General features: G+C 45.5%; 21 protein-coding genes. 12 read left to right on the forward strand and 9 right to left on the reverse strand.

The annotated features are described in order from the left end of the window. Positions 1-130: 130 nt before the first annotated feature. Positions 131-1,225, forward strand: a complete 1,095-nt coding sequence (locus SIB68_RS03410) for a TIGR00341 family protein (protein WP_413681919.1) — start codon at positions 131-133, stop codon at positions 1,223-1,225. 227 nt (positions 1,226-1,452) lie between these two features. Here SIB68_RS03410 and SIB68_RS03415 read toward each other — a convergent pair whose 3' ends face one another. The 3 genes from SIB68_RS03415 to mscL form a co-directional block, all read right to left on the reverse strand. Next, on the reverse strand, positions 1,453-1,695 hold the full coding sequence (locus SIB68_RS03415) for a hypothetical protein (protein WP_236069000.1): 243 nt from the start codon (positions 1,693-1,695) through the stop codon (positions 1,453-1,455). A gap of 337 nt (positions 1,696-2,032) precedes the next feature. After that, positions 2,033-2,683, reverse strand: a complete 651-nt coding sequence (locus SIB68_RS03420; protein ID WP_236069001.1) for a hydrolase — start codon at positions 2,681-2,683, stop codon at positions 2,033-2,035. 78 nt (positions 2,684-2,761) lie between these two features. Continuing rightward, complete coding sequence (gene mscL, locus SIB68_RS03425; protein ID WP_063400591.1) at positions 2,762-3,154, reverse strand: large conductance mechanosensitive channel protein MscL; 393 nt, start codon at positions 3,152-3,154, stop codon at positions 2,762-2,764. Positions 3,155-3,990: 836 nt separating this feature from the next. Here mscL and SIB68_RS03430 point away from each other — a divergent pair. The 3 genes from SIB68_RS03430 to SIB68_RS03440 all read left to right on the forward strand — a co-directional run bounded on the left by SIB68_RS03430 (position 3,991) and on the right by SIB68_RS03440 (position 5,783). Beyond that, positions 3,991-4,419, forward strand: a complete 429-nt coding sequence (locus SIB68_RS03430) for a hypothetical protein (protein WP_236069004.1) — start codon at positions 3,991-3,993, stop codon at positions 4,417-4,419. A gap of 246 nt (positions 4,420-4,665) precedes the next feature. Then, positions 4,666-5,124 (forward strand): di-heme oxidoredictase family protein, encoded by a 459-nt coding sequence (locus SIB68_RS03435; protein ID WP_063400593.1) that lies wholly within the window; start codon positions 4,666-4,668, stop codon positions 5,122-5,124. 176 nt (positions 5,125-5,300) lie between these two features. Next, positions 5,301-5,783, forward strand: coding sequence for a Fur family transcriptional regulator (locus SIB68_RS03440; protein WP_370520960.1), 483 nt, complete (start codon positions 5,301-5,303; stop codon positions 5,781-5,783). A gap of 16 nt (positions 5,784-5,799) precedes the next feature. Here the strand turns inward: SIB68_RS03440 and SIB68_RS03445 are convergent, their stop codons facing one another. Both SIB68_RS03445 and SIB68_RS03450 read right to left on the reverse strand, forming a co-directional pair. Next, positions 5,800-6,279, reverse strand: a complete 480-nt coding sequence (locus tag SIB68_RS03445; RefSeq protein ID WP_063400594.1) for a hypothetical protein — start codon at positions 6,277-6,279, stop codon at positions 5,800-5,802. After that, positions 6,276-6,548, reverse strand: coding sequence for a DUF3721 domain-containing protein (locus SIB68_RS03450; protein WP_041385005.1), 273 nt, complete (start codon positions 6,546-6,548; stop codon positions 6,276-6,278). The genes SIB68_RS03445 and SIB68_RS03450 overlap by 4 nt, the downstream gene beginning before the upstream one ends. 35 nt (positions 6,549-6,583) lie before the next feature. On the opposite strand from SIB68_RS03450, the gene SIB68_RS03455 reads away from it, so the two are divergent. Then, positions 6,584-6,979 (forward strand): cell division protein SepF, encoded by a 396-nt coding sequence (locus SIB68_RS03455; protein WP_081215527.1) that lies wholly within the window; start codon positions 6,584-6,586, stop codon positions 6,977-6,979. A gap of 31 nt (positions 6,980-7,010) precedes the next feature. Here SIB68_RS03455 and arsS read toward each other — a convergent pair whose 3' ends face one another. Beyond that, complete coding sequence (gene arsS, locus SIB68_RS03460) at positions 7,011-8,009, reverse strand: arsenosugar biosynthesis radical SAM (seleno)protein ArsS (protein ID WP_063400595.1); 999 nt, start codon at positions 8,007-8,009, stop codon at positions 7,011-7,013. A 584-nt stretch (positions 8,010-8,593) separates the two neighbouring features. Next, positions 8,594-9,799: a glucosylglycerol 3-phosphatase gene (stpA, locus tag SIB68_RS03465; RefSeq protein ID WP_063400596.1), complete on the reverse strand. Its 1,206-nt coding sequence runs from the start codon at positions 9,797-9,799 to the stop codon at positions 8,594-8,596. A gap of 324 nt (positions 9,800-10,123) precedes the next feature. Here stpA and SIB68_RS03470 point away from each other — a divergent pair, with 324 nt between their 5' ends. Then, entirely contained in the window at positions 10,124-11,635 is a 1,512-nt protein-coding gene (locus tag SIB68_RS03470; RefSeq protein WP_063400597.1) for a hypothetical protein, read from the forward strand. Between the two features lie 123 nt (positions 11,636-11,758). Here the strand turns inward: SIB68_RS03470 and SIB68_RS03475 are convergent, their stop codons facing one another. Continuing rightward, complete coding sequence (locus SIB68_RS03475; RefSeq protein WP_063400598.1) at positions 11,759-14,515, reverse strand: AAA family ATPase; 2,757 nt, start codon at positions 14,513-14,515, stop codon at positions 11,759-11,761. Between the two features lie 7 nt (positions 14,516-14,522). After that, entirely contained in the window at positions 14,523-15,737 is a 1,215-nt protein-coding gene (locus tag SIB68_RS03480) for a DNA repair exonuclease (RefSeq protein ID WP_063400724.1), read from the reverse strand. Between the two features lie 198 nt (positions 15,738-15,935). Between SIB68_RS03480 and SIB68_RS03485 the strand changes: the two genes are divergently transcribed. The 6 genes from SIB68_RS03485 to SIB68_RS03510 all read left to right on the forward strand — a co-directional run bounded on the left by SIB68_RS03485 (position 15,936) and on the right by SIB68_RS03510 (position 21,524). Further along, positions 15,936-16,160, forward strand: coding sequence for a helix-turn-helix domain-containing protein (locus SIB68_RS03485; protein WP_063395174.1), 225 nt, complete (start codon positions 15,936-15,938; stop codon positions 16,158-16,160). Positions 16,161-17,063: 903 nt separating this feature from the next. Continuing rightward, complete coding sequence (locus SIB68_RS03490; protein WP_063400599.1) at positions 17,064-18,179, forward strand: phosphotransferase enzyme family protein; 1,116 nt, start codon at positions 17,064-17,066, stop codon at positions 18,177-18,179. A gap of 20 nt (positions 18,180-18,199) precedes the next feature. Next, complete coding sequence (locus tag SIB68_RS03495) at positions 18,200-18,748, forward strand: DOMON-like domain-containing protein (protein ID WP_236069007.1); 549 nt, start codon at positions 18,200-18,202, stop codon at positions 18,746-18,748. 416 nt (positions 18,749-19,164) lie between these two features. Next, positions 19,165-19,302 (forward strand): hypothetical protein, encoded by a 138-nt coding sequence (locus tag SIB68_RS03500; RefSeq protein WP_196757138.1) that lies wholly within the window; start codon positions 19,165-19,167, stop codon positions 19,300-19,302. Positions 19,303-19,497: 195 nt separating this feature from the next. Continuing rightward, positions 19,498-20,544, forward strand: a complete 1,047-nt coding sequence (locus tag SIB68_RS03505) for an SDR family NAD(P)-dependent oxidoreductase (RefSeq protein WP_063400602.1) — start codon at positions 19,498-19,500, stop codon at positions 20,542-20,544. 164 nt (positions 20,545-20,708) lie between these two features. Beyond that, positions 20,709-21,524 carry a CDP-alcohol phosphatidyltransferase family protein gene (locus SIB68_RS03510; RefSeq protein ID WP_063400603.1) on the forward strand — a complete coding sequence of 272 codons (816 nt, stop codon included), beginning with the start codon at positions 20,709-20,711 and terminating at the stop codon, positions 21,522-21,524. Positions 21,525-21,740: the final 216 nt, after the last annotated feature.

The following is a 21,740-nucleotide window of genomic DNA, read 5'->3' on the forward strand; positions in this document are numbered from 1 at the left end:
GGCTAATAAAACAATAAAACAAGTAAACGCTTCAAATATTGTGAAAAGTTTCTGGAAGATGAAATTTGAACAGTGATAACATAGTCTGACCATCGAGGTTCAGGATAATTACAAAATGGGCAAGAATCCCATGCATCGCGCCTTCGATTTACTAACAGGGCAATGGTCTATTTTTTTGGAACAACCTGTTCCAATTGAAGTGCTTAATGAGGAACGCATTGCAAACTCATTGCCTTCCTTTGGCTTCTTTGTTTTACTTATCACATCAACAATAATCGCTACCTTTGGACTCATTGCCAACAACACTGCCGTTGTCATTGGAGCCATGATCGTAGCTCCATTAATGAATCCAATCTTGAGCATGGCGTATGGGATATCAATTGCAAGCAGCCTGTTGATCCGACGATCGTTAGCGACCTTGATCATAGGTACGGGAGTCGTTGTTATCACAGCAGCATTGATAACAGCGTGCATGCCGGTAAGAGTCTTAGGCTCAGAAATACTGGCTCGTACATCACCAAACCTGATCGACCTGCTAGTGGCTATTGCGGCCGGAATTGCTGGTGCATTTTCTCTGACCCGCAAGCGTATTGCGAGTTCTATAGCTGGGGTCGCAATCGCCGTTGCGCTTGTGCCTCCACTTTGTGTTAGCGGCATTGGGTTGACGCTTGATCCAGAGATCAGTGCCAGATTTGCTAGAGGCGTAATAAGGGGGCTAAACCATGAGGTTGCTACCGGGTCGTTCATACTTTTTCTGGCCAACCTTATAGGCATCACCTTTGCCGCTTCACTGACCTTTCTAAGTCAGTCCTATGGATCGATCAAACGCTCATGGCTTGCATTATTAGCATGGTTAGCTTTGATTATTTTAATTTGTGTCCCTCTAAATTCATCCTTAAGAAAGTTCTTCCTTACCAAGAAGATTGAGATGGAACTCTCTACTATCGGTGCAAATCAACAAGAGCCAGGAACAACAAATATAAAAATCGCAGGAATTAAACAGAAGATGCAGATCCGCTATATGTATGTGAATTTAAAAGAAGATCGTGCTGTTCTAGATCTGGTACTCAATGTCCCAGAAGGCATACTGACTGAGGAAAAAGTAGCATCAATTAATCGGATGCTGTTTGAATCAATAAAACAGTTTGGGATTCGACAACTCGATGTAGACACAAGAATAGTTCCATCACGAGTACATCAGTACAGAGAGACTCTTAAGCAATAAGTAACTTAGTCTAAAAAGTGAGGAATTGGCAATTAATTAGTCAAGGAGAATCAAGCTATCGCTTATGTAAGCGTACATCTCAATTAACATTGCTTCGATATGGAATTGCTATAAATTGGTCAATGTCAATCATTTTTAACGAAAAAATAAAACATTTTGAATAGGTGTACCAAGTGTAATTCCCTATCGGTAATCAGTTAGATAAAAGCAACATAAGATATATCGAATCAAGACTCTGACTTTTTTACTGAGGGCTCTAAGCTTGCCAAATCTGCTGTTGCTTCAGCTATATTGTTGCTGAATTTACAAGTTCCCAGATAACAACCTAGAAAACGCTCTCCCTCTCCTTGCTTGGCAGTAAATTTATGGATAGTGCCACCTTGGGCAGTGGAATGAACAAGAACAGCTTGAAAAGCCATAATAGGATGTAAACACTTGTCTATCTTCACGCAATACACCAGCATTGCCATAGGTGGATGTACTGCCTTGAGAGACAGGATTCAATGTGCCAAACAAATTAATAAATTCTAACGGGTTAATCTTCTAAATATAATTCTCGGAAAAAAAATCTGGACAAAACTTGCTGGCAGACATAAATCAATGAGCATGAGGGTGTATTGGATTCATCCCCAAAATGCTCGTAAGATTAATCAGTACAATCAAACAGAATAGAACTCTCATCTTTAGTTAAAGGTAAAGCTATAACTCGATAGCCACACAGTTAAATAGTCTGAACTCAAGAAAGGCGTTAATAGCAAATTCTAGTGATCATTGAACTTTGGAAATGCAAAGTAATGCTAGAGGTTATCATTCTGATAGGCACTCCTTTACTAAGTTACTAATAGTTTTAAATTCGACTCTATCAGCTCGATGACACCACTCAAACATCACTGATTCTGTAGTTGTTAAAGTCACACCAACAGACTCCATACGTCTTAATGCAAACTCATAGTCAATTCTCCTACGACTACCAATTGCGTCGACAGCTACAAAAACCTGATAATCATTTGAGATAAGATCTATTGCTGTTTGAAGGACGCAAACATGAGCTTCAATTCCACAGAGAAGAATCTTACTAATACCAGACTTCCTAAATTGTTGAAGGATTTCTGCACATCTAACACAACTAAATGACATTTTTGGGTAAGGCTTATGTACTATCCTTTTCGCAATTAGTTCTATTGTATGACCAAGACGTTGAGGATATTGTTCCGTTGCTGCCATCTCTATACTCAGAACATTCGCAGCATCAATCAGACGCCTGATATTCCAAACGATCTGTTTCTGATCATCCACAGCCTGTATCAATCTCTCTTGTACATCAATAATCAAAAGGGCTGTGTCTTTAGATTGCATCAACATTGGGCTATGCAAAAGAGAATCAGTAAACGAAGTCGATAAATCCAAAAATAAGTTTTCGGAATAATCTGTGTTGATAGGGATGTTCAGGTGATACACCAGAAATGGCAGCCAATCAAGCAGAAGCGGTTCAGTGCATTAAGAAACCTAAACTATTTGTATAAGAGTTTGATGAGCTCAAAGCTCACGGCTCTCCAGTGCACTTGCTAAACGTTCAACCGCTTCGGCTAATTGCTGTTGGGTATTTGGACCTGCTACAGCTTTAGCCTCTTGTTTGCGTTTGAAGCGCTCGATGGCCCTCACCACAATAAATACCACGAAGGCAATGACCAAGAAATTGATTATTGCAACCAACAAGGATCCGCCGGGCAAGTCACTTAGTGTCTCTACCTTAAGTTTATGAAGTACAGGGTCCATCGCAGCGATAGTGACCAACTTGACAAGTGCATCCACCACCTTGGAGAAGGCACCACCTACGACAACAGCGACCGCTAGATCAACGACATTGCCGCGATTGATAAATTCAGTGAAGTCATGAAGGACGTTGGTTATTTTGCGACGGTATGCCATATGAAGCAATGACTAAGAAGACACCATAATGACCCTCTCAGTGAGATGACGCCACAATCCTAAAAAATTTAAACGATTTACCCCTTCTAAATCTTCAGGGATTGGTCAGAAGAAATCTTATCAAATAACTAATGAATACATTTAACTGATTAATTCGTCAAAAGAATAAAAATCCCCTGGCCTCCACTGACCAAGGGATCGTTTATGCGTTCCTTGAATAGTATTGCGTATATCCATGAACTACTGAGTAGTCGAAGGCCCACATAGGTGTGCCGGATGTACCAAGCAGAGTAGTCAATCAATCTATTGAGATGGGGTGAGTGATTTAACATCATAGAATTATATGTATTTCTATGATATTAAATAGAACAACTTGTTGGTGGGGGGGGTGGCATTTGCAGGCAAACCTTAGAAACATCAAGCAAGCGATGGATCAGTTTCAGACAATCCCAAGGGGAAAGGTAAAATAGTATTATAAATACTGGAATCAGAAAAGATTAAAATGAGATTACCATACGATATGTTTTGAAAAGTACAGATCAAGTACGCTAATATCTGGCCAAAATATTTAAATTACTAATAGATGAGTAAGCAAATCTGTCCGTGACATGAGAGAGCAGATGTGCGGTCAAAATGATATTCTTATCCGATACATTTTATGTTAATAAGTTGTTTTTTTCTCTGGTGCTAGTCTTAAGGAATATCAGCCTGCCAGTCATCAACATCAAAACGTACTTAGAGAGCTGATGATTAGACCTAATCAAAATTGCCTTGCATCCTTTTTGAAGAGGTGTACAAACCTGAATTCCACGAGATGGATTGAAACGTCCATTTTAGTGATTGGCACCTTTGGTTTCGTTGCCCTGATGCATATAGCGCCTGTAAGGGCAACTCCACTCAAGCTGATGTGCTCTTACATCTATGAAGGCAAAGCATATAAGGAAATATACATTGTCGACCCCGAGAAATTATTAGTAGAGATAAGTTATCCATTTGCACCATCTGAAGAAGATAGAAATGTCATCGAGAGACTTATCGTTGAATCAACCTCACCAGTTATTGTTGTTGCTAAACTTCAAACAAGCAACAGTCATTACTTCAAATATGAGATCAACAAAGTAAACCTTGAGATCAAAACATTTTCAGTAAGCCTTTTCGCCGGAGTTCAGGCGATGACAACCCGTACTTGCAAGAGAATTAAAAATTCTCCTAGCCATCAGATCAAGATTTACAACTCTAATGGTGGCTTCAATTCACTTAGTTAAGGCTAGGCCAACCTAATTCAGAAAAGCTATACCCAATGAGTAAGTTTGCAGGATTATAATCAGTCTCAAGTATCGTTAGCTAAAGAGCATTAACAGTTTCATCTAAACTTATGATCAAACAATTAATCTAAATAGACAGAAAAATCAATTACATTTTAACAATTTGTACTCAATAAAATTTAAATATACGAGCAGTCTTGCTACTGACCTAATTTTTCCATAAACGGAATCCCTGATAGACCCGTTTTGACGATCGGCAACCATAGGGAATGGCGAATTGTGCAATTTGGCTGGAAGGCGATTGCAACCAGTGTGAACCAACAGAGCGCTAACGCCTACCTCGACGACATGGGACTTACAACGGCAACTGAGCCGCGTAGCACCATGGCTACTGATGGCAGCCCTGCCGACATCAGTTGGGAAAATCTCGATGGGCTGAGCTACTACACACAGACTCTCGCAGCACATGCCACAGACAAAGCATCTCACAACCTTTTAGGCCACATGGGATCAGCACTCTTTGATCAACTTCAAGGTGCTAGCTGTCACGTGCCCAGCCAGCGGACAGGGAACAATCAACAGGCATTGGCAAAAGTCATCAAGGACCAAACAATCTGGCCTTACACCGACCTTTTACTTCGCGGGATGGGGCCTAGCCTCGAAGAAGCGATCATCGTGCATGCAGGCGAGGCTCCAACTGCCTAGTAGCGCTATCAGGCCTTGCCACAAAGGCAGAAGGATCAACTATTGGCTTGGCTCAAACAACTTTAAAGAAACAACGCGATCGGCCTTCAGAGGCTGCCTTGCTTGCAGGAATCTCAAACCATCAATTGCGCCAATCACTCTCATTAGCGGTTACTGTTGAGAAATGCACTGCAGAGGTGGCCTTGCCTACTTCTTCGTCCCTGGCCCGTATCCATGGACAACTTGAGGTTGGCTTGCATCAGGGTGGTCGACGTTTAACGCCTCAAAGACGCCGCGTTCTTGATCTCTTTGAAAGTATTGGTTCTGGCATTCACCTCAGTGCTGAAGAAGTGCATCGGCAACTTCTAGAAGCAAACTCGAAGGTGTCTCTAGCAACGATCTACCGCACGCTGCGCTTGCTTGTCGACATGGGCTTTCTACACGAGTTGGAAATAAGCGATGGCGGACATCGCTTTGAATTAGCAAGTCACGACCATCCTGATCATCACCATTTGGTATGCGTGCGTTGTGGTCGTACTGAGGAGTTTGAGAGCAAGCCAGTACTGGAAGCTGGACGCTCTGCTGCTGAGCGAATCGGGTTCCAACTGATCGAGTCAACCTTGAATGTAAGGGCTCTATGTCCGTCTTGTCAGAGACCCTCTACAACCAATGTCCATTGATGGCTGATGACAAACATCAATGCTGAGAATGCTGATCACACGGCATCCAATGGGTTCCCATCTGGTGAACGCCTTTGCATCCCAACTCACGTGCCTTCGCTTCGGCCTCCAATTGAGTGGGGTAGGCCATCAAGCGAGGGTCCGTCTGCGACGAAGACTTGCCGCTCACGGGAAGGTGATGCTGATGGGAATTTTCAATCTCCGACCCACCCAAAGACACCAAGCCCATGCTTAATGGACCTGCCGTCCACACTCCCATGGTGCTTACACCAACAGAAAGCAAGCCCATCCCAACGACAGAAGCATTGATCACCCCCATGGCCACAACGCCAATGGAAACAACACCCATGGGAACAACACCAATGCAAACCACTCCCATTGGCACAATACCGATCGAAATTGTGCCTAAAGGAGCTATCCCAATAGCCAGCTTTTTCGGTTTGCTCCCGCAGTGTGCTGATGCTTTGTCATCGCCAGTTTTATCAGCAGTGTTCATGGATTGTGTTGAGACTCCATTTGAATGCCGTGCTTGTCACAGACCATCCACATCTGACCCATCTGATGGGCTCCCTTGCAACCAAATTGTGGAGCTGCAGCTTCTGCCTCAGCTTGAGTTCTAAACATCGCCTGCTTCGGTTCAGTCGCTGATGTTTCAGCAGCGTTGATCCCTACTTCGCTCATTAAAACTGTCAATCCAGTCGTTGCAGCAATCAACAGTAGCGATCCACTTAATGTAGTTGAGGCTGATCGGCCCATGAGCTCCATTATTTCCACCATCCATGATGCATCCAGATTGAAGGATGCACCACAAAATCCTCTCGCTCGCTTTTGGCGAGCGAGAGCTAGATCAGGCCCATCGACTGCACCAAAACTCCACAAGCGTCGAGGCTATGGACGCACCGTTTGCTGACTGGTGGCACGAGATCGTCGTGTTCAAACCATTGGTTTTTGAAGAGGCCTTTGAAGCGGTTTTGGCTGTCCGCGAGCAACGCACCGTTTTGCTCAACATCTGTCGGATGGACCCGGAACATGCCCGGCGCACCATTGATTTTGTGATTGGAGCTGTGACTGCGCTTGATGGACAATATGTGCGCATTGACGAGAAAGTGTTCCTATTTGCCCCTTCACTTGTCGCGATCAAGACGTTACAAGGTTCCCTTATAAGCGATTCAAGCAGCAAATCTATCGAGCGCTAATGATCAGCTTTGATCACAGGGCCTTGAATGATTAACCGATCTCTCCCTCAGATTGAAGGGCGCCGCCACAACTGGATCCATTGCCTGCAGTGCAACCAAAACAATGAGGTCCAACAGTGATTGGTTGACCAGGCCATTGAATTTCGACATCCAGCAAGTCCCTGAGGTGTTGAACAGGCCCCTTAAGGTGAAGACTCAGTTGCTGGTTAAAATCACAGTCAAAAAGCTGGCCCTGCCAATTCACACTGATCAAGCTTCGGCACATGACCGTTTTTAGATTATCGGGATTATGAGCACCTTCTAAAAGCTGCTGATAACTCTCTCGCTGGCCGGACATGGTCAACTGTGTAGCGAAACGTTGAATCGGCATGTTCGCTATCGTGAATAATCTGGTGAATTCAATGCCATAACGTTGTTTCAGCTCTTTACGATAGGCCTCTTCTAGTTGAGCTTGAGGAGGAGGCAGCTGAGGACCCTGGGGGTTAAAAATCAAGTTGAGAATTAGTTGCTCATCGTTTTGCCCATAACCAAGTTGATTCAACTGACGTAATCCAATAAGGCTGCGTTCAAACACTCCTTTGCCACGTTGTTGGTCTACATTCTCCGCCTCGTAACAAGGCAGAGAAGCCACCACAGTGACACGATGTTTGGCGAGAAAAGCCGCCAAGTTTTCCTGGCCCGGTTCAGTGAGGATGGTTAGGTTGCAACGGTCGATAACCTCCACACCCAAACAGCTGGCCTGAATGACCAAATCCTTAAATCCTGGGTGAAGCTCGGGAGCGCCACCGGTGAGGTCAAGACATTCCAGCTGGTATTGATCCAACACCTTTGGTATCAAGGCCATGGTTTGGGGATCCATCATTTCCAGACGGGTCGGCCCTGCATTCACATGGCAGTGGGCACAGCTCTGGTTGCATCGGTAACCAAGGTTGACCTGCAAAGTACGTAGGTTGTCCCGATGCAGCTCCGGGAAAACCTCAGATCGAAACGCAGTTGCTGATGTGTCGTGAGAAGGCAACACAGAAATCATTTGAGTGCAATCATCCTGACGTGGCCAATGGCAAACAAACCACTTAGTTAGTTATTACTGCTGATGTCGAAACAAACTGATGATTCGTTGCAAACAGAACCTTTGGCGAGACGACTTAATAGAAGTACAATACTTTACTTACGTTCAAAGGAAGTTCTTTATTGAAGTACTCATCCACTAGCACAAGAGCAAAGAGATAACAACAAAACATTCACAAGAAATCCTATGCTTGCAGAATTTGAGCTCAAGTCTGTACAACATTTACTTTCCAACTCTTGCTTTATCGATCGAGAGAGATAAATAGCAAGACGATCAATCATGCTACAAAGATGATGCAAAATACTCAAGGAGTAGTGCAGGTCTCAATGCCGTGCTTCCCAAGGAGCACCGACAGGCAGTAATGTATATCTAAACTAAAAACTGATTAACCTTGAAAAGAATCTCTTTCTAAAAAAGACATGGTTAAAAACAATCATTCAAGGTTAAGGAACTCTAGTGCTTATATCTAATATCATCCTTGAGGCCCAATAGGCACGAAGGAATGGTCTCCTCTTAAGCCTCCCAAAGATTACTAATTACAGCATTCAACGAGCTGAACGACATTCAGCAAGTGACCTAAACCAAGCCACGTATGTGCTGGGGCCGCTAGGAACCAGTACATCAAAATGCAAGGGATCCTCAGGATCACTGATCCCTTGTAAACGTTCATCCGCCAAGCTGGGTCGGTATACTTCACCACCACTACTATCGACAAGAACCACTCGATTGGTTCGGTTATAAGTTGCACCTAAATCCTGTAGCAAGGTAAGAAAACCGCGGTCGCTTCCGCCACGTAACCATCCAGTTCCATCTGGAGATGGATTGGATGTAACCGTATCACCCACACCCATCAAAAGTGGCATCTGATCAATAGGAATATGTTTGCGGCAGAGATCCAACAATCCCTGATGAGTCTTAGGTGCTGAACGCACATCAAAGTCTTTGCCGAGAGGAGCTGTGCCTTTGTGTTGAGCGATATGCTTGTTAATCAAAACCAATAGTCCGGCTTCCTTGACAGCACCTTTGAGCATGAACTGGATATCTGTGGTGCCTACATCGCCAGGGGCAGCAGGCTTGAGCCTCTCCCGTTGTCCATCACAGCCCATGTTGGGAGCAATATGCAGAAAAAACGAATTAGGCAAACCAGCACTTATTGCACTATTAATCAATTCATTCATCAACTCCTGCAGCATAATTTGCAGGGATTGCTGAATACCAACATCGTCAGGAGTCAGGCTAAACAAGCCATTCAAGAGAATTGTGGGCGATAGCTCTGTATCAAGAACTGACATCTTTGCGAGGGTTTGGATCTCATCAGAGGTGATCTGGGGAAGCAATGCAGGGAGACGCTGTTCCAGCAAGGTCTGCATTCGGCTAGGCAGTGCAGCAAGAAAGGCAATTTCTGCATCACTAATGCCGGGATGACTGATCTCGCCATAACAATTCTGCAGTTGCACTCCGCCTGCGGCTAATCCCGGTAAGTAGAGGCCCTGCTTAGCCGGCAGCTGAGGATCACCCAAAGCCCTCTCGACTACACAATTGACTCCACGATGTCCGCCATGCTCTCCATTGGTCAGTACAGAGAAAGACCCCTCAAGCCTTTTGGCTGCCCATACGTAGGCAGGATCCAAAACTCTCGTCAGAGGATCCTTGACAAGAGGGATACAAACGCCGTCAAGATCCTGAACGATCAAGAGGTCTTCAGTACTGACCATCTCAGCCAAAAGCTGATCGAGGTCGATGTGGCCCATGTTTGGTTGCTATGGCCGGGTCTACACACCTTCCCACGTTGAGCACGATGGGCCAAGCCACTGACATGGAAACACTGTGGCTAGCACCTGCTGACTAATGAGCAGCTGTATTGGCGCGAGGTGAAAGTTCAGCTGTTTGTTGAGCAGATCCTGATTGAACTAAAGGCAACAAAAGCAGACCGATCTGAACAGAAGCTGCTCGATTTATCATAGAGATTAAACGTTTTAATATGGTGATATGCAAATTCCCATTTTCCTGAGATCAGCTGCATCCGTAGGGTTAAAGAAGACAACAACAAATCTGCATAGAAGCAAGGAGAAGTGATGAACAACAGTTTTTTCACCAAGTCCCTAAATCCGGAGTTGATTCAAAGCAGAATTAAAGCACTTGAGAATGGCAATGTCGGGTTCTACAGCGTGGGGCTTTATCCAGCCTCACTGGCATACAACTGTGCGATGCAAACCGCTGGTGTCAGCTTATTGCTTGCCCCGCGTCCAGAACGAGAATTACTGGGAGCCTTTCCAGAGGGTTCTTTGGATGGAATGGACGAGGCCCATGTTGCATCTGTTATCAAGATGGGCACACATGTAAAAGCTGGAGTTCGTGTCACAAACACACTGGCTGATCTAATTGAACGCTGTGAGCTCGTCGTTCTCAGTGCGAACAGCAACCATGTAGAGCTAGACCTTGAGGAAGCTTGTCGACTACGTGAGGAGATGAAACGAGAACAGGTTGTTCTAGCTTGTCTGGCCGGTTCCTTCTCTCATAACCAGATCAATAATGAATCATATGTCCTATGTGAAAAGCAACCAAATCTAGCGTTCTTCTCAGGATTTCACCGCCATGGAGCATTGCGAAATCCGTTTGATAGCTTCACGGCCAACTTCTGCCATCCAAATGCACTTACAGCGATGCTTGGAGCTCGAATGCTGGATCGATTGTCACCAAATATCCAGGTATCGTCAGGCGTTCACAATATTGAAGGGCAATATATCAAAGCAGCAAAAAATATGGCATCAATATTTGCTGGGTTTGGTTATACATATCACCATGATAATCCAGGCGTACTTCCAACTCTGCTGACCTTACTTTTAGATCAGTGTCTTGATCAAGCTGCCACAGTATCGATGTGTAGAAATGATCGTCATGGGCTCTACAATCAACAACCATTTTCATTAACTGAGCTTGGTTACGGAGTGCAGCGCATTGAAGCCGCATTGGCTCGAGATGGGGAGATGGAAAAGGTGCGAGATCACACCTTTGCACAACTTACTGCCATGGTTGCAGATGTTAGGGGGAGCATGATGCTTCCGGTTTGTGGCAAACCAACGCGTAACTTTCAAGCTGGGCAAGTACTCGCTAAAAAGATGAAGGAAGAAGAGCGCTGCCCTCATCAAATGGAAGAACTTGAAGAATGGTGTGAATCTGATGGGCTACAAAAGGGAGGGTTAGAAGGCTTGAAGTCTCTGCGTTATTGGCCACAGATTGTTCGTAATTACTCTATTCCTCTGCATGATTCATCGATGGTGAATCTTTTATACATGTCTATCTATGGAAATCAGTCCAGTAAAGGAGTTGCTTATTCTGTGATGACAGAAAGCCGTGAACTAACTAATTACTGCCAGGAATCTGTTAGACCAACCCATAGCCGCAGATATGCCGAAGCTCTTCAAAATCTTGACAACCCAGAGGCCATAGATCTAATCGTTAACGCAGTGATTGCCGACAATGGGCGTCGTGCAATCCGAGATGATTTATTCCTTAATGATTCGGAGGCAGTAGACAAGACACCAGCTTATCTCAGAGCGATGAATGTAATCGAGACAAGCCTATAAGTAGGATTCCCCAGCAGATCACCAGTAATTTCAAAACATCTGCTGAATTAAAAGCAAATATCCATTGATTTGAATCATGAGCAAACTAGCTGATCTAGTTATCAGATTATAAGTCTGAGTCAATTAAGGACTTGGCAAGTAAATAGTCTTATCAGCAATTTTTTCGTAAGGGGTTGGGTCGCAACTGAGCACAATCACCTGAAGGCCACGCTTTACCGCCTGGGTCATCATCCTGAGCACTGTCTCGATGCGATCTGGATCAGTATTGGTAAAAGCATCATCAAACAGAATTGGCAAACAGTCGCCATGTCCTCCTTTGAGGGCATCTGCGATCGAAAGACGAAGAGCCCCATTGAGCTGTTCCTTCATGCCGCCACTTAAATCTCGAAATTGTACGTTTTGACCGTCACGTCGAAGGCCTAATTCTCGAAATCCATCATGAGGGTCGAAATTAAGGTGACAACGATCATTTTGGTTGGCAAGCAGGGGCTCTAAGTAAGAACAAATTGCCTGACTAAGTGGAGTCGTATATCGATTTGATAGTTCAGCTTGAGCTTGTTGAAATGATTTTAAGAGTCTTTGCTGTGCATGAGCAAGCATCAATTGTTCACGCTCCTCCAGCTTGGCCTGATTGAAGTTTACGCGGGCTTCCTCAAGAGCAGCATAAGGTTCAAGGCTTCCAAGCCCTTCACAGCGTTCACGCAGAGCTCCTCGTTGTCCGCTAAGCAGCTGTAAATGTTCCTGCAAACGTTTTTCTTGGGCATCCAGCTCTGCTAGAGCTGACTTGATGGCTTGTAGAGTTTGTTTTCCGAGCTGTTGTTCTAAATCAGAAACTTTCTGTCCCAAATGAGTCAGTGATTGATTAAGTTTCAGTAGTTTTTCCTCAATCTCTGGTTCAGGACCATGTTCAGCCAAAAGAGATTTCATATGTTGTTTTCGTTCGATTTGTTTTGCACTTAATACCTCAAGCGAAAGTGTAAGCTTCTGTAAGTTCTTGTCTTGCTCATACTCTTCTCTATGCAGCTGCTGAAGTCGCAACTTGATCACCTTAATTGACTCACTAATGGTTCTGTAGCTCTGGCGATATCGCTTAAGCTCAACGCGGATGGTATCGAGATCAAGAAGTTGATTCAAGCTTCCATCATTAGAGAATAAACTATCATCTAGCTTGGAAATTTCTGATTCTGAGGTCATCTCTTGTTCAAGTTCTTGCTGACGATTTTCAAGTTGTTTTTTCTGTAGAGATAGGCTTATATTTCCATCATCTCCATCTTGACATCCATTGAGTTGTTCGTTGATAAGATTCAATTGCTGACTCAACTGATTCCTGTGATTAATCTTTTGTTCGGCTTCCTCCAAAGATTTCACTTGCCAAGCCTTCAGGGTCTCCGTGTACTTCAGAAGATGCCTCTCATGGTCACGTTTTAGTTCTTCAATTCCCGTACCTTGGCCAGGATTAATATGAAAGCGAACTCCATCACCAACATTCACGGTGAAGCTTGATATAAGGCGTTTCTTCTCACCCTCCTTCAGGGGAAAACCATCGACAAGTACAGGCTGATCTGCACGTTCTAGATTGAATTCAGATGCCATCGTTTCAATGCGAATAGCACATCCTTTGACTTGGTCATAACAATCACGAAGACGCTGCAAGTTAGCCACACCAAGATCAGGCAGTGCATCGAGTTGAATTTGCAGTGTTTGGGATTGTTTGCGCAAGCGTTGTTGCTCGTTGTGCTGTCGTTGGAGGGATTCGCGTTGAAGCTTGAGCTGTGTGAGTTCTTCTAACCGTCTCATGTGCAGACCCCTTAATTCCCAGTCCGATCGTTGTTGATCCAGATCATCGAGCTCTTGCTGTGTGGTCTCAATCTGCTTTTTGGTCTCACTAAGGCTGTGCTTAAGCAGAGTCTGCTGCTCACTGCCATCCTCAAGATTCTTCTGGCAAAGGAGAAATTCATTGTGGATTTGATGATTGGCATGAAGGACGCTTTGCAGTTGTTTCTTTCGCAGTTGAAGAGGTTCGAGCTGCTGTCGATAAAGGAGCAGAGCAGCTTCGTCCTGGCGGGTCTGCTCTTGTTGCGTTTGCAACTCGAAACGTCGCTTCTTGAGGGCAGGTTTGCGGTCTGACGTGAGCAAATCAAGCTCATGTTCAAGTTGATCCAACTCTGCACTGGTGGATTCAAAGCTGTCCCGTTGCAGTTCTGCAGTTTTAAGAGCATCTTCCGCTCTCTCTCGTTGTTGCTGACATTGCCAAAGAAGTGAGTTACGACGAACCCCTCGACTCGTGAAAGTGGCTTCCACAAGAGCCTCCAGCTCCGTACTCACCTTTTGATCAAGAGGTGATTGCAAAGACACTTCTGCCCGTTGCTCCAATTGCTGCATCAACCCATTGAGGTCGTAATGCTGGGGTCCTTGATCTAAAAGATTCTGGCCAGCGAGTCCCTGTAACACCCAGAGATGAGCCCATCGACTCGGAAGGACTCGCGCTGCCTGACGACTGCCAACGATCTCATCAACTCCGAGAAGTTTTGCTAGGAGCTCTTCTGCCGCAGAACCGCTGAGTGGAACTTCTTGCCCGGTTCCATCAAGCCTTACGCTGCCACTCTGACCACTAAAGCGTTTGCTCAACGACCAGATCGCACCTTTTGCTTCAAAAGAAAGTTCAATGAGGGGGTGACCTGGAAAAAGATTAGAGCGCAACGCTTCTACTAGCGATCCGCTAGCAGTGGCCTTGAGAAATAAGCCTCGATGCATCGCCTCCACAAGTGAGCTTTTCCCGCTTTCATTGGCTCCAGAAATCAACGTCAATCCGGGCGAAAAGTCGATATCCAAGAGCCGATGACGGCGAATATTTTCAAGATGGCAGTGCAATAAGCGCATAGGGCGATCAGTTATTTAAGGATGACTCACTGCAAAGCCGATGGAGTTCACAAAGAGCTAACTCGATCAGCTCGGCTTCGCTCTGCTGTTCAGTTGTAAGAGATTTTGTAAGTTCAAGGTTTTCAAGTTCTCCCTGTAGTTGTAAGGCAATAGAACTAATCAAATGATCTTCACTGCGATCAGTCATGGCCCGAAGTTCTTCCTGACCTGGACGTCGATTGCAGGTTCCTTTGATTCGTACATGCAGCAATTGCGTCCTTAGCACCTCGATTAAGGCTTCAAACCGTTGATACTCACGAAGGCTCAGTTGTCCATTAATTTCAAGCCTCAATAGATCACGGCCTACTCGACTTCCAATGCGCTGCTGGAGAGTCCGCTCCAGTCGATCAAGATCGCTAGTGGTTCTGAGCTGTACCCGAAGATTGTGCCAGTGCAACCCAGCCGTTGATACAGACTTCGGGATGGGACATGTCCCTCGATCGATATCAAACACTAAAACCTGCCCACGCTGGTCCTGGTCTCCCTGATCAAAGCGATCCGGTTCAGGGGTTCCGCAATACCAAGCACGATCTCCTACTTGTTTGAGATTGTGCCAGTCGCCAAGAGCGATGTAATCAACCTGCCCATGTTGGATCATGTCAAGATCAATGCGGTTGATCCGCTCCGACTGACCAGCACTGTCTTGGTTGTAATCAGTGCTCTCGAATCCGTGCACAGCTCCATGTGCCAGAACAATTCGAGGACAATCTTCAGCTAGATCCTGCCAATCCAGCTGACAGATCCAAGCTGAGGGGTCTGCGCTATCGCGCTGACGTAGCAGAGGGCAAGGCAAAACAAGCGCATGATCAATCAAAACCGGCTCCGGTTTAAGAAGCAACTGCATCAAAGGTGCTCGTTCCTTCAACTGCCTTTGAACATCCTGGCGCTGCCAAACACCTCCAGCTCCACCATGGTCATGATTGCCCGGGATCACCAGGACTGGACGATTCATAGAACCAATCACCTCCAAGACCTCCATCACCACAGCTGATGGGACGGTGCTGGAATCGAACAGATCGCCTGCCACCAGCACGGCATCTACGTTGTGCTCTTCGGCAACAGCAGCGATCCGTGAAACAGACAAGATCCGCTGCTGTTGCAGGCGAAAGCGCTTCTGAGGATCTGTGATATTCCTAAAGGGCTTGCCGATTTGCCAGTCAGCGGTGTGGAGAAATCGGGGCAAAGCTGCAACACACTCCGGGTCCCCATGCTGCCGTGAGTCTGCTATTTCTGAAGCCCCTTCAGGGGAGATCAACTTGGCAAAGTGGCCCTAAAAGTGTGTCAAGCACTGACCTCAAAGGTCTTCTGGGCTGGGGCCAGTCAGACTTGGTCATAATTCCCCGCAGAGATAGTCAGATTTAAAGCAGTTCAGCTGCGCAGCATGGTTCTGCCACCCTTAGTGTTCGAAGTGAAATCATTAACGCCTCGGGAACGCTTTGTCCTCCGTCTGGTGTGTGACGGGTTCACCAACCGCGAGATTGGTCACCAGATGTTCATTGCAGAAACAACTGCTCGAGGGCATGTCAACTCAATCCTTCGCAAATTAGATGTCCGTAATCGTGCGGCCGCAGCTGCTGAGGGTATACGACGTCAATGGGTTGCCTAATCAAATCTTGTGTTGAAGAATCTTTATTGAAATCCTCACTGCGTTCAGCTTGATTCAAGCGGATTGATTCTAAAGCCCAGAAGTGATCTACAGAGACAAGGGCGCGCTAGCAAGTCCTGTAGATCACCACAGTTCTCGGTCTCATAAGTTCCATAGAGCAAAGCAAAGTGCTTCTTGTGTTGTCTCCACATGTGTGGCAATATGCCTTGCCTTAACAGATCAGCTGAGCGAGGAATAACAACTCTTTCGAAACATTCGCAATAGAGGTCACTCCTGATGAATGGAGCTGCCATATTAAAGATTTTAGCTTGCGCGCGAGACAAGAGTCTTATCCATAGACAAGGATTAGAATGTTAAGCGGCAGAAACTGTTGCCGAGAAAGAGCTGCAACAATATGCAGATCAAAAAGGTGGTCTATATGGTTACTCAACCAACCTAACAAGACCCAATAATATAGGCCGTCATAAATTCTCCATGCCTTGATAGGCAGGAATAACAAAGCTCGATTAACCATAGATTACTTATCAAGCGATTGCCATAAAGCCAGTCTCTGTGATCAATACCAACTCGCAAATTCAGCCTGTTAACTTAATAAATTTACTACGGTTAGCATCAATCTCTGGATCTTGAACAAGGCTTGCATCTCCAGCTCAAAACAAAACAATCATTCCAAGCATGATGCACTAAGCAACCATGCCCTAACCTAAAGAATTCAATCCGTGCAAACGCGATGCCTGGAGCAAATCATCGCGTCATTAAGTCAAGGCGAGAGCTTCGGAGATCCACCGCCTGCTTTTCCGCACACTGATCTCTGGCAAAAACCTGCAAAAGACATCATCGTGCTAATAAAGACACAAGTAAGCAGTCTTGGCCAAATCCCCACTCGTGACCAGCAATACTCTAATGAGTATTGCTGGTCAGTTTTGTGCTCAAGGAAATATATCAAGTATCGATGTACTGGGATCTGGCAACGTCAATGATACTTTTTTAGTGGCCTTGACTGGGACTGAACCTCAGCGCTTTGTGCTTCAACGTCTCAACACCCATGTGTTTGATCGACCTGATCTAGTGATGACAAACATGCTCAACCTTGTTGAACATGTGGAAAGAAAATTAGCCTCTAATCCATCAGAGCTAACCGGCAGGAGATGGGAGATCCCAAGAGTTCTACCAGTCCATGGCTTAGATGAACATTGGATTGAACAAGATGGACAATTCTGGCGTTCCATCACCTACATCAACTCCGCTACAACTGTTGAGGTACTCCGCGACTATGAACACGCTAAAGAAATCGGATATGCACTTGGTATGTTTCATTACCTCATCAGTGATCTCCCCAACGATGGATTAGCAGACACGCTTGAGAATTTTCACGTTACTCCTGCTTACTTACAACAGTTCGACATCGCCCAAGCCATAGGATCCAGTGGTAGCGTTACAACCTTGAAGCGAGACTCACGCCTTAGCTCGGCGATGCATTTCATAGAGACCCGACGCGCTGGCGTCGATGTACTAGAAGCCGCACTTTGTCGTGGTGAACTAAAGAAACGCCCCATTCATGGTGATCCGAAGATCAACAATGTCATGATCGACAACCTTACAAGACAGGCGGTGGGGTTGATTGACCTCGATACCGTCAAGCCTGGCCTGGTTCACTATGACATTGGTGATTGCCTTCGTTCCTGTTGTAATCCAGCAGGAGAGGAAGCTACCGATATCAGCCAGGTTCAATTTGATCTCTCATTATGTGAAGCAATCCTTGATGGATACCTGTCTGTAGCGAGAGGCTTCTTGAGTGAAAGGGATTATCACTACATCCCCGAGTGCATCAAATTGATCCCATTTGAACTTGGTTTGCGCTTCCTTACTGATCACCTCAATGGCAACATCTACTTCAAAACGAAACATCCAAACCAAAACCTTGATCGAGCGGAGGTGCAGTTCCGCCTCATGGAAAGTATTGAAGCTCAGTGGACCTCTATTGTTGGCTTGGTAGAGCGCCTGAGGAGCCAAAGCTAAAGATGGCTCGCCATGCTGTCATGACACGCCAAGTATGCACTCTGGTTCCCTATGAACCAAGGCAGAAACCAAACTTACTAGTTAGTGCTGAGTTTGTATGGCATGAAGAAGGGATTCTTGAGCTCAGTTATGGGCTTAGAAGTCGAGGAGAAGCTGGGCTCAACGATATTCAAATGCCCGCCACTGCAGTTTCACCACAGAGATGTGATGAGCTTTGGTCGAACACGTGCTTCGAGGCATTCCTAGCTCATCCTGGGCAAGAGAACTACTGGGAACTCAATGTTGCCCCTAGTGGTAATTGGAATCTTTACTCCCTTGAGAACTACCGCAACGGACTCAAACCAGAGCTCGGCGTTATCCTCCCAACCATCAGCATCCATGGTGGACCAAAAGATTTTCGCTGTGATGTGCTTCTCAATTTACAGCCCTGGTTGCCAGGTATTTCCTGCCCTGAGTTCTCTCTCGCTGCGGTCATGAAACATGCCGATGCAAGTTATAGCTATTGGGCCATTCGCCACACAGGCCAAGGTCCAGACTTTCATGACCGCCGCAGTTTCATTCAACCCTAAATCGTGCACTCATCCTGGGGACAATGCAGCAGCTCAAAAGCAAAACCATGCCAATGCTCTAGATCAGGCAGATTTAGCATTCGCAGAACTTCATTGAAACATTGAAGTTTCATGTCTAATAGATTCCGAAAGAATCAAGCAGCCTTCGGTTTCTTGATCATCATAACTGTGTCCATCATGATTACAGCACTCAACATCAGTAAAAAACAGCTTTTAATGCGGGAAGCATCTTTAGTCCATCAATGTCTGCGAATGGCTGATCTCAGCGCTTGCACGTCCATCGATATGGAACGAATCCATCCCAATACGCGTGAACTAATATGGCGGATGATCAAGAAACTGCAGAAGAGCTGGTCGTGAGATAGACAGAAAAGGTTCGCTTCGCTACAAAGTAAATGCCATCTACTATGATCACCATGTTCAATAACATCGTTATCATTCAGCTTGCAGCCATCCTTGCTGCTTGCTCGTATGACAAAGATGAGGCAATTATTAAATGGGGTGGACTGCTGGTTGCTGTCGTGACTTTGGTTGTCGGCTTGGTGCAGGGCTGAGCACTAGACAAAAACAGGCGTTAGCTGCTAGGCGGAAAGAACTCCTACCCCGCCTTTTTTCTTGCCTGAAAAAGGAATTGTGGTTGGACTAAACGCAAAGGATGGTGCAAAGAATTCAATTCAGCGCGTAGAAGCGTTGAAGGTCATCCCCTAGAGCGAGGCAACAAGCACCATCTTCTGCATAGGGTGCAAACCATGACCAAAGCCCCCTCGTCAAAAGTCCACAGCCGTCGAATCCTGCTCACAGGAGCAAGTTCTGGAATCGGCTATCAAGCTGCAGTTCGGATGCATCGTGCTGGGCATCAGCTAATTCTGCCTTGTCGAGATCGTTCTACAGCCACGGCAACGCTTAAAAAGCTCTCAGAAGAGACAGTTCAACATCAGCAAGAGAGAAGCCCAGTTTCAGCTCCAGTCATGGACTTAGCTGATTTGGAAAGCATCAAACATTGTGCTGAGGAGCTATTGAGCATCGGCAAGCCAATCGATACCTTGATCCTCAATGCTGGCCTTCAATACACTGGTGCAGCAAAAGCGCAGCTCTCATCTCAGGGCTACGAACTCACCATCGCGGTTAATCATCTTGGTCATCAAGCCTTGAGCATCCGCCTATTACCGCTGTTAGATGCAGGGATGAGCCCACGTGTAGTGGTAACAGCTTCCGAGGTGCATGACTCCAATTCTCCTGGCGGACGCTTTGGCAAGCCTGCTGGCTTAGGTGATTTGACGGGTCTCAAAACCGGAGCCGGCTTTGAGATGATTGATGGCAGTTCAAGCTTTAATGCAGACAAGGCCTACAAAGACAGCAAGCTTTGCAACGTACTGTTCGCTCGGGAATTGGCAAGACGACTGAGTTTGCGTTCCATACAGATACCAGTGCTGGCATGGGCACCAGGGTTAGTGATACCTCGCAGCTCAGGAGGCTTCTTTCGCTACAGTCGGCGCTACAACGAATGGGGTCAGCGGGTCTTTTCACTAGTGGTGCGAGATCTGTTGCGCATTAGCGAATCAGCAGAGAATGCGGGGTCTCTACTCTCGAGACTTGCGACAGATCAATCGTTAAACACATCTCCATTTAGCTATCGAAGCAATCGGCTTGACGGTCCAGGGCAGCACCATTTTGAAGAAGCAAATGTAAGCAAGGAAGCACAGGACAACAATCTGGCCAAGTCGCTGTGGGAAGTGAGCGCCGAGCTGATAGGACTACCTACTGAGCTACCACCTGCCTCAGTATCACAATGCTAAGCTTTGTTCAAGAGGAGCTAATTAAGTGTATATATAGGCCCTGAATTATCAAAAAGCAGAAGCGACAACATGCAGCATGTATCTCAAATCCACAATCAAAGATTGACAAGTCTTGATCGTAAAACCATTGCGATTTCTGCTAAGCCAACAATAATACTACTGTAATGCCAAAACTCCCCCCTGAACATAAGTTTTGGGACCTGTCAGATTATGCACGCCCAGGGGCAATATGGCTGGTAAAACGACTGCTGCCTACATCGATAGGCGCTATCACATTAACATGGCTATTTACCGCAGTAGGCCTAGTTAGTGTACTGCTAATTTTTAATCGTTATGCACTTACACTTGCAGGCTCACTGCTGATATTAAAAAGCTTGCTTGATGCGGCAGATGGTGAAATGGCTCGCGCAAGAAATCGACCATCACACACTGGTAGATACTTGGACTCAATAAATGATTTAATTCTGAACGGGCTTGTGTTGTTTGCGATTGGCATCCCGCTGATGATACCTGTTTGGAAAATTGCGCTGACCTGGATCTCATTTCAACTGCAAGGAACAATATTTAATTATTTTTATGTGATTAAAAGGCATCAGGCATCCGGCGATAAAACAAGCCGTATATCCGAAGTGACTTCTCCAGTTCCTTACCCTCAAGAAAACCCAAGAGTGTTATTTATTCTTCATAAGGTATATCTAATTTTCTACGGGTGGCAGGACTGGATTATCGACACAACGTTCAAGGGCAATCAAATAACCAACTCAAGATCTCGCCCAATCCCAAACTGGATTATGAGCTTAATCTCAATCTTTGGATTGGGATTCCAACTACTGATTATAGCCATACTTCTCTGCACCAATACCCTAGAGCTAACCTTTCCTATCTTTTTGATCGTCTACAACATCATCGCGGCACTGGTTGTCTTTAGTGTTTTAATATTAGGGTCAAAAAAATTACAAAAAAGGGCCGCAAGGCTATAGCTTCTACTTTATAGCCAATCTTTATTGAAGGAGAGATATTAACCACAATCCACTAGTTCCAGATCAACCCAATAACATTTACTGCAAAGAGCAAGTTTCCTAAATTGATTGATCTACAGAGTTCAAGAACTACCTACAAAAGACATCTCATCGTCAACAAGTGGTCAAACCAAATAACTTTAGATCTCTAGAGGTTATAGCGTTACTCCATGTGCG

Source organism: Prochlorococcus sp. MIT 1323 (genome assembly GCF_047304905.1).
Lineage (GTDB): Bacteria > Cyanobacteriota > Cyanobacteriia > PCC-6307 > Cyanobiaceae > Prochlorococcus > Prochlorococcus marinus_D.